This window comes from Methylophaga sp. UBA1464 (assembly GCF_002325665.1).
Classification (GTDB): Bacteria; Pseudomonadota; Gammaproteobacteria; order Nitrosococcales; family Methylophagaceae; genus Methylophaga.
In genome coordinates, this window is the sequence record NZ_DCSO01000006.1 from 1,830 (window position 1) to 10,475 (window position 8,646).

At 47.8% G+C, this 8,646-nt stretch carries 8 protein-coding genes and 1 pseudogene; all 9 read right to left on the reverse strand.

Going from position 1 to position 8,646, the window contains the following annotated elements; genetic code table 11:
* A partial coding sequence (gene nuoL, locus B3O33_RS00465; RefSeq protein ID WP_292362720.1) for an NADH-quinone oxidoreductase subunit L occupies nucleotides 1–1,517 on the reverse strand: 1,517 nt, incomplete at its 3' end.
* A 4-nt stretch (nucleotides 1,518–1,521) separates the two neighbouring features.
* On the reverse strand, nucleotides 1,522–1,827 hold the full coding sequence (gene nuoK / locus B3O33_RS00470) for an NADH-quinone oxidoreductase subunit NuoK (protein ID WP_069296551.1): 306 nt from the start codon (nucleotides 1,825–1,827) through the stop codon (nucleotides 1,522–1,524).
* Nucleotides 1,824–2,432, reverse strand: a complete 609-nt coding sequence (locus B3O33_RS00475) for an NADH-quinone oxidoreductase subunit J (protein WP_292362380.1) — start codon at nucleotides 2,430–2,432, stop codon at nucleotides 1,824–1,826. The genes nuoK and B3O33_RS00475 overlap by 4 nt, the downstream gene beginning before the upstream one ends.
* A 23-nt stretch (nucleotides 2,433–2,455) precedes the next feature.
* Complete coding sequence (gene nuoI, locus B3O33_RS00480; RefSeq protein ID WP_292362662.1) at nucleotides 2,456–2,944, reverse strand: NADH-quinone oxidoreductase subunit NuoI; 489 nt, start codon at nucleotides 2,942–2,944, stop codon at nucleotides 2,456–2,458.
* Nucleotides 2,944–3,996: an NADH-quinone oxidoreductase subunit NuoH gene (gene nuoH, locus B3O33_RS00485; RefSeq protein ID WP_292362379.1), complete on the reverse strand. Its 1,053-nt coding sequence runs from the start codon at nucleotides 3,994–3,996 to the stop codon at nucleotides 2,944–2,946. Before nuoH ends, nuoI begins: the two co-directional genes overlap by 1 nt.
* A complete protein-coding gene (nuoG, locus tag B3O33_RS00490; protein WP_292362378.1) occupies nucleotides 3,989–6,352 on the reverse strand; it encodes an NADH-quinone oxidoreductase subunit NuoG in 2,364 nt (787 codons plus the stop codon). The genes nuoH and nuoG overlap by 8 nt, the downstream gene beginning before the upstream one ends.
* Nucleotides 6,345–7,643 carry an NADH-quinone oxidoreductase subunit NuoF gene (gene nuoF / locus B3O33_RS00495; RefSeq protein ID WP_292362661.1) on the reverse strand — a complete coding sequence of 433 codons (1,299 nt, stop codon included), beginning with the start codon at nucleotides 7,641–7,643 and terminating at the stop codon, nucleotides 6,345–6,347. The genes nuoG and nuoF overlap by 8 nt, the downstream gene beginning before the upstream one ends.
* The gene (gene nuoE / locus B3O33_RS00500; protein ID WP_292362377.1) at nucleotides 7,643–8,155 is read right to left on the reverse strand and encodes an NADH-quinone oxidoreductase subunit NuoE; all 513 of its coding nucleotides are present in this window, start codon (nucleotides 8,153–8,155) and stop codon (nucleotides 7,643–7,645) included. Before nuoE ends, nuoF begins: the two co-directional genes overlap by 1 nt.
* Nucleotides 8,152–8,646, reverse strand: a pseudogene (locus tag B3O33_RS00505) (NADH-quinone oxidoreductase subunit D); the annotation flags it as partial. The gene nuoE and the pseudogene B3O33_RS00505, both read right to left, overlap by 4 nt.

The following is an 8,646-nucleotide window of genomic DNA, read 5'->3' on the forward strand; positions in this document are numbered from 1 at the left end:
CGTTGCTGCGGCATAACCGTTATTGCATCGCCAAAGAATTTGTCATACACCAGACTGCCAATCAGATAACCTGACAAGACTGACGGAACCGCTAACAGGACTAATGGCCAGGTAACGACTTTTGGGGATTCATGAGGCGGATGACCATGTGCATCAAAGCGTTCCTTGCCATGGAACACCAGAAACAAAAGCCGGAAGCTGTACAGACTGGTGACAAACACCCCAATCATTACCGCCCATAACGCAAAGCTGCTGCCCGCAATGGTGGATTCATGCACCGCCATAATGATGGCATCTTTGGAAAAAAAGCCTGCCAGACCAGGAAACCCAATTAACGCCAAGGTCCCAATTAAGCTGGTCCAGTAAGTGATAGGCAGATATTTTTTCAGACCGCCCATTTGCCGGATATCCTGCTGGTGATGCAGAGCTAAAATCACCGATCCCGCCGCCAGAAACAGCAAAGCTTTAAAAAATGCGTGAGTGAATAAATGGAAAATCGCGGCAGAATAAGCTGATACGCCGAGAGCCACTGTCATATAGCCAAGTTGTGATAGGGTGGAATAAGCGATAACCCGTTTAATATCGTTTTGAATCAGACCGAGAAAGCCCATAAACAAAGCGGTAATCGCACCAATCACCAGAATAAACGACAGTGCTGTTTCAGAATATTCATATAATGGCGACATTCTTGCCACCATAAAAATACCCGCCGTGACCATTGTCGCCGCATGGATCAATGCGGATATCGGGGTCGGACCTTCCATCGAATCCGGTAACCAGACATGCAATGGCACCTGGGCCGATTTACCCATCGCACCGATAAATAACAGAATGCCAATAACAGTCATTAATGACCATGTATGGTTATCAAATATGGAAATGGTCTGCCCAGCCATCACCGGTGCCTGATTAAATACTTCCAGATAATCCAGACTGCCGGAATACATCAGTACTGCAGCGATGCCCAGCAGAAAGCCAAAGTCACCGACACGATTAACCAGGAATGCCTTGAGATTGGCGTAAATCGCCGTGGGCTTTTTATACCAGAAACCAATAAGCAGATATGACACCACACCAACCGCTTCCCAGCCGAAAAACAATTGCATGAAATTATTCGCCATGACCAGCATCAGCATGGAGAAAGTGAACAGCGAAATATAACTGAAGAAACGGCTGTAGCCATCATCGTCATGCATATAGCCAATCGTGTAGATATGCACCATCAGCGACACAAAGGTCACCACTGTCATCATCACTGCTGTCAGTGAATCAACCATAAAACCGACTTCTATGCTCAGGCTGCCGACCTGTAACCACTGATACACCGCCTGGTTATAACTGGCGCCATCCATCACCACCAGCTTCAAAACCCAGAGTGATAAAAAAAACGCAATACTGACTCCGGCAATTGCTACACGATGTGACCAGTTACGGCCAATCTTGCGGCCAAACAAACCGGCAATAATACTGCCCAGTAATGGCGCTAAAACGATGGTTAATAATAAGGACTGCGTCATGCCATCAGCCCTTTAACCGATTGAGATCATCAACATTGATGGTGCTGAGATTACGGAAAAGCACCACCAGTATGGCGAGTCCAATCGCCGCTTCTGCGGCAGCAACAGTCAGAATAAAAAATACAAATACCTGACCTGCAGCGTCGCCGGCATAGTGGGAAAAAGCGATAAAATTGAGATTCACTGCTAACAGCATCAATTCAATACACATCAGCAGAATAATGATGTTTTTACGATTAAGAAAAATACCCGCTACTGACAAGCTGAATAATATAGCCGCAACAATCAGGTAGTCAGATAAAGCAATCATGATTTGTCTTTCCCATCCTGACGTTTCTCCGAAGCCATTTTGACCAGACGCACGCGATCGGTACTACGCACCTTGACCTGCTCAGCCGGATCCTGGGTTTTGCGTTTATTGGGTCGCAAGGTCAGCATAATCGCAGCCACAATCGCCACTGTCAGTATCACGGATGCAATTTCAAATGGATATACATACACCGTGTAAAGCAATCGGCCGAGCATTTTGGTATTACTTTCTGTTGAACTTTCCGGGGCTGGAAATTGATCCAGACCAAAATTCGCTGCGCCCAAAACCGCAATTAACTCCAGAACAATCAGCACCGCGACAAACAAGCCCAACGGCAAATAACGGGTGAAACCTTCCTTAAGTGTGCTGGTATCAATATCCAGCATCATTACTACAAACAGAAACAAGACCAGTACTGCACCGACGTAAACCAGCACCAGACTAATCGCCAGAAATTCAGCTTCCAGCATCAGCCAGATTGCCGCACTGGTAAAAAATGCCAGTACCAGAAATAAGGCAGCACGTACCGGATTTCGTACCGTAATCACCATGGTGGCAGCAAATAACAAAATTCCAGCAAAGCAGTAAAACAGTATTTTTTCCATAATCCTCAGGCCAAGGCTAGTTGCTAGCGATAAGGCGCATCAGCCTCCCGATCAGCAGCAATTTCAGCTTCATATTTATCACCAATGGCCAATAGCTGTTGTTTGTCGATAATATTTTCGCCACGATTCTCAAAGTGATAGGCGAATACCCGGGTTTCAACTATTGAATCCACAGGACAGGATTCTTCACAAAACCCGCAATAAATACATTTAAATAAATCAATATCGTAGCGTGTGGTCCGACGGGTACCATCTTCGCGTGGTTCAGTATCAATGGTGATAGCCAATGCCGGGCAAACCGCTTCACACAACTTGCAACCAATGCAGCGTTCCTCGCCATTCGGATAGCGTCGCAATGCATGTAAACCACGGAAACGTGGGGATTGCGGTGTCTGTTCTTCGGGATATTGCACCGTAACTTTTCGGGAAAACAAATGCCGGCCGGTCAAGCGTAAGCCTTGAACCAGCTCCCACAATAAAAAGCTTTTAAAAAAGTGACGTATGGAATCCATCATGAGGTGGACACCTCCACAACATCATTAAACCAGGGACCAATATCAAATACTTGCATGGTCGAAATCACTACCAACCACACCAGCGTCACCGGGATAAATACTTTCCAGCCAAGGCGCATAACCTGATCATATCGATAACGAGGGAAGGTGGCGCGGATCCACAGATAAACAAACAGGAAAAAGCTGGTTTTCAGTAATAACCATACCAACCCCGGCACCCAGGCAAACATCGGCTCCAGCACCGGAATACCTTCAAAGGGCGACAGCCACCCTCCCATAAACAAGGTAGCGGCCAGAATTGAAATCAAAATCATATCGGCGTATTCAGCGAGGAAAAATATCGCAAATGCCATGCCGGAATATTCCACATGAAAGCCGGCAACAATTTCGGACTCGCCTTCAGCAATATCAAACGGCGCGCGATTGGTTTCCGCAACACCTGAGACAAAGTACACGACAAACAACGGTAACAATGGCAACCAGTACCAGTACAAAATACCGCCTTGTTGTGCCAGAACTATCTCACTCAGGTTCAGACTGCCTGCGGCAATCAACACCCCGACCAGGGCAAACCCCATGGCTATCTCATAAGACACAACTTGAGCAGCACTGCGCATCGCACCTAAAAACGCATAACGTGAATTTGATGCCCAACCGGCAATCACAATGCCGTAAACCCCCATTGAGGTAATTGCTAAAACATATAACAAACCGGCATTGATATCAGCCAGCACCATGCCTGCATCAAAAGGAATCACCGCCCAGGCTGCCAAAGCCGGGCCAATTGCCAATACCGGTGCCAATACAAACAGGTACAGATTGGACCGGGTTGGTACAATGATTTCTTTGAGCAATAACTTCAGGCCATCGGCAATAGGTTGCAGCAAGCCTCTTGGTCCAACCCGGTTAGGGCCGATACGCATCTGGATATACCCGATTACTTTGCGTTCAGCCAACGTTAGATAAGCTACGGCTACCATCAATACCGACACTATCAGCAAAATTTTGCCGATATTGGGTAATAAATGCTGAGTGACAATATCAAGCATCAGCTGTCTCCAGCATCGCGGATAAATCCACATTGCCAAATGACGGGCCCAACCGAGCACTAAGTGGTGAAGCAGCTGCCAGATAGACCATGTCTTCTGCAATCTGCTCATCAATCAATACACTCGCGGTTATACAGAGTTCACCTTGCTGAATCTGTACCTGATCTCCCTGATTCAAACCGAATTTCTCAACCTGTGCCGGATGTATACGTAAGGAATCCAGAAACTGATTTTCCGGCGTCAGTTGAAGCGCTTTACTGTGTCTGACCAGACTGTCAGTACGATAAATCGGTACCTCTGAAATAAGCTGCAAACCTTTGAAAGTATTTATTTCAGCTGGTATATAAAGTGACTTTCTGACTGTGGATTGACGGTTTAGCTGATCCTGCAATTCCTGACGCACACCTTCTGAGGAAACATAATCAAAACCGGTGAATTTCGAAATATTGCCAAGCACGCGGAGAATCTTCCAGCCGGGACGACTTTCTCCGGGAGGTGCAACCGCGCCGGTAAAAGATTGCCATTGATGATCCAGCCCGACAAACGTACCGGAAGTCTCGGCAAACGCCGCCAAGGGTAACAACACATCGGCATATTCACGCAGGCTGTCACACTGAAAGCTATTCATCGCCACCACAAACCCTGCCCGTTGCAATGCTAGCTGGGCAGCGGCCGGATTGGCACAATCAAACTCCGGCTCAACATTAAATAACACATAAGCACGTAACTGTTCTTCCCAGATCGCTTTTGCATCGAGGCCATCCTTAACGTCCTTAGCCATTTCCTGATGTGGCAAAGCGCCCGCCTGATGCAATGCCCGGCTGTTGGCTTCCGGCAGAATTAATAAACGTGCTCCTGTTAGATTGGCAATCAAAGCTACCAATGCACGAATAATCGATGCCTGAGGATGTTGATTGGCTAAAGCTCCAACCACAATTAAAGCTTTCTCGGCATTAGCCAGTTGCATGGCAATATTCTGTTCGGTCGCTGAAGCCGCCTGTTCCCGCATCAGATGCTGCCATGTTTTAGCCGCATTGGCATCAAGGTGTAACAAGGCTTTAGCAATGCCACTTAACAGCGTAAATAACTGTGCTGAATTGACCACAACCTGGCGGTCTACCGGCATCAATAAATCGGTCTTGAAGAAGTTGATATCACTGACCAAGCCACCGGCACACGCGGACTGACGAATCCGATGTGCCAGCATTGGCGCCTCACTACGAACATTACAGCCCAGCAAAACAATTGCATCACTGTCTTCAACATCAGCCAGACTTATTGGTGCGAACTGCTCATGTGCTGCATCACTGAAATCCAGCTGGCGTAAACGATGATCAATATTCTGACTGCCAAATGCCCGTAACCATTTCTGAAACAGATAGGCCTCTTCCAGGGTAGCCGTTGGCGAGATCAATCCAGCAATCTGATCAGCACCATTTTTGGCTTTAACGTGTTTGAGACCATCAACCGCAAATTCCAATGCTGTCTGCCAGTCAGTGGTCTGCCACTCACCATTTTGTTTAATCATCGGATTCAGCAAGCGATCCGGGTGTTTTAATCCCAGATAACTGAATCGGTCCCGATCCGAGATCCAGCTCTGGTTGACGGATTCATTATCCCGGGCAACTACACGCATCACATCATTTTGCCGGGTATGAAGGTCAATACTGGATCCCACGGCATCGTGCAGGGCAATTGACGGATGTGAAGTCATTTCCCAGGCACGGGCTTTGTATCGGAATGGTTTGGAGGTTAAGGCTCCAACCGGACATAAATCAATAATATTGCCGGATAGTTCTGAAGCCAGACTGTGTTCAACATAGGTGCCAATTTCCATATGTTCGCCACGGCCCGTCGCGCCAAGCTCTTTTATACCGGCAATTTCCTGACCAAACCTTACACAACGGGTGCAGTGAATACAGCGTGTCATATCGGTCTGTACCAGCGGTCCGATATCCTTATCTTTGACAACACGTTTCTTCTCGCTGAATCGGCTGATACCACTGCCATAGCCCAGCGATAAATCCTGTAACTCACACTCCCCGCCCTGATCACAAATCGGGCAATCCAGTGGATGATTGATTAATAGAAATTCCATTACCCCACGCTGAGCGGCCAGCGCAGTTTCTGATTGGGTAAAGACTTTCATGCCATTAGCAACAGGCGTGGCACAGGCCGGCAATGCTTTTCGAGCGTTATCCACTTCGATCAGACACATACGACAGTTAGCGACTATCGACAGATTTTTGTGATAACAGAAACGCGGAATATCAATGCCTGCCTCATCAGCAGCCTGAATAATCATTTTGCCCGAATCCACTTTCAGTGGAATGCCGTCAATTTCGATATTAACCATAGTTGAGCTTCAATTCCGGTTCAGTGACCAGACACGATTTATGATCAATGTGATATTGGAATTCATCACGGAAATGCTTGATAAAACTGATAACCGGTGCCGCAGCCGCATCACCCAAGGCACAAATAGTATTGCCGTTAATATTGTTGGCAACATCCACTAATCGATCCAGGTCTTCCTGGCGACCTTCGCCCTCTTCAATACGTTTGATGACCCGGTACAGCCAGCCGGTACCTTCACGACAGGGAGTGCATTGACCGCAGGACTCTTCGTAATAGAAATAGGCAATGCGTTCCAGCGCCTTGACCATGCAGGTGGTTTCATCCATCACGATGACCGAGCCAGCACCCAGCATCGAGCCGGCTTTACCGATACCGTCATAACTCATCGCAGTCTGCATCATCACATCCGCTGGCACCACTGGCGTCGAGGTGCCACCGGGAATCACTGCTTTTAATTTATTACCATTACGCACACCACCAGCAAGTTCCAGTAATTCGGCAAACGGCATCCCCAGGGGCACTTCATAATTCCCCGGTTTGTTAACATGGCCACTCATACAGAAAATTTTCTGACCACCGTTATTGGGCGTTCCCAACTCATGGAACCAGTCTGCACCATGCTGCAAAATCACCGGCACCGAGGCCAGTGTTTCAGTGTTATTTACGGTTGTCGGCCGACCATATAAGCCATAACCGGCAGGAAATGGGGGTTTATAGCGTGGCTGGCCTTTTTTGCCTTCCAGAGATTCCAGTAATGCTGTTTCTTCTCCACAGATATAGGCACCGGCTCCGGGGTGGGTATGCAGTTCAAAATTAAAGCCGCTATCCAGGATATTTTTACCGAGGTACCCCGCTTCATGCGCTTCAATTAACGCTTGTTCAAACCGCTCTATCGGTTCAAAAAACTCGCCGCGAATGTAGTTGTAGCCGCGTTGGGCACCAATGGTATATCCAGTGATGATCATGCCTTCAATCAACTGATGCGGGTTGAATCGCATAATGTCACGATCTTTACAGGTGCCTGGTTCACCTTCATCCGAGTTGCAGACGATATATTTATCACCCGGCATACGCCGCGGCATAAAACTCCATTTCAAGCCGGTAGGAAAGCCCGCGCCACCACGTCCGCGTAATGCGGAATTCTTGATTGTCTCAATGATGGATTCCTGGCGGGTTTTCTCGCGGAGGATTTTCTCCAGCATCTGGTAACCACCAACGCTGCGGTAAGATTCCATCGACCAGGGCTGGTCGAGATGCATGGTACGAAAACAAACCTGATTCAGCTGCATCATTTTACCCCGCCCAGTAACGCGTCGACTTTTTCCGGTGTCAGATGTTCGTGATAATCCCGATCCAGCAATAGCATCGGCGCGCCGACACAAGCACCGAGACACTCTACTTCTTTTAACGTGAATTTTCCGTCAGCAGTGGTCTGGCCAAAACCAATACCAAGTCGTTTTTGTAAATGATTGGCGATATCTTCAGAACCACAAAGCAAACATGAAATATTGGTACAGACGCTGATTTTGTGTTTACCCACTGGCTTGAGTTCAAACATCGTATAAAACGTCGCAACCTCGAACACACTGATAGCGGGTAGTTCCAGGTATTCAGCCAGCGCTCGCATCACCCCCTCGCTAAGCCAGCCATCATGGGCATCCTGCAAAATATGTAACGCCGGTATGACCGCAGATTGGGACTGCCCGGGCGGGTATTTGCTGATCCATTTATCCAACTGCTGACGTAACGTCTCATTGAATAATTGATCCCGGTGGCCTGTGAGTTGCAATTCTGCTGTCATCGGTCAATCTCTCCGAAAACAATATCCATGGTGCCGATAATCGCCACCACATCTGCCAGCAAGTGACCTTTGGCCATTTCATTCATTGCGGCCAGATGGGGAAAGCCCGGTGCACGGATTTTGACCCGGTAGGGTTTATTGGCACCGTCCGACACCATATAAATGCCAAACTCGCCTTTAGGATGTTCCACAGCACTATAGACCTCACCTTCCGGTACACAATAGCCTTCGGTAAACAGTTTGAAATGATGAATCAGAGCTTCCATATCATCTTTCATATCGGCACGGCTGGGCGGGGCAATTTTAACGTTATCAATAATCACCGGCCCCGGATTGGCTCGCAGCCAGTCAACACATTGCTGCATAATTTTATTGGACTGGCGCATTTCTTCGATCCGCACCAGATAACGATCATAGCAATCGCCTTCTTTGCCCACCGGAATATCAAAGTCCAGTTTTTCATAAACTTCATAAGGTTGCTTACGTCGTAT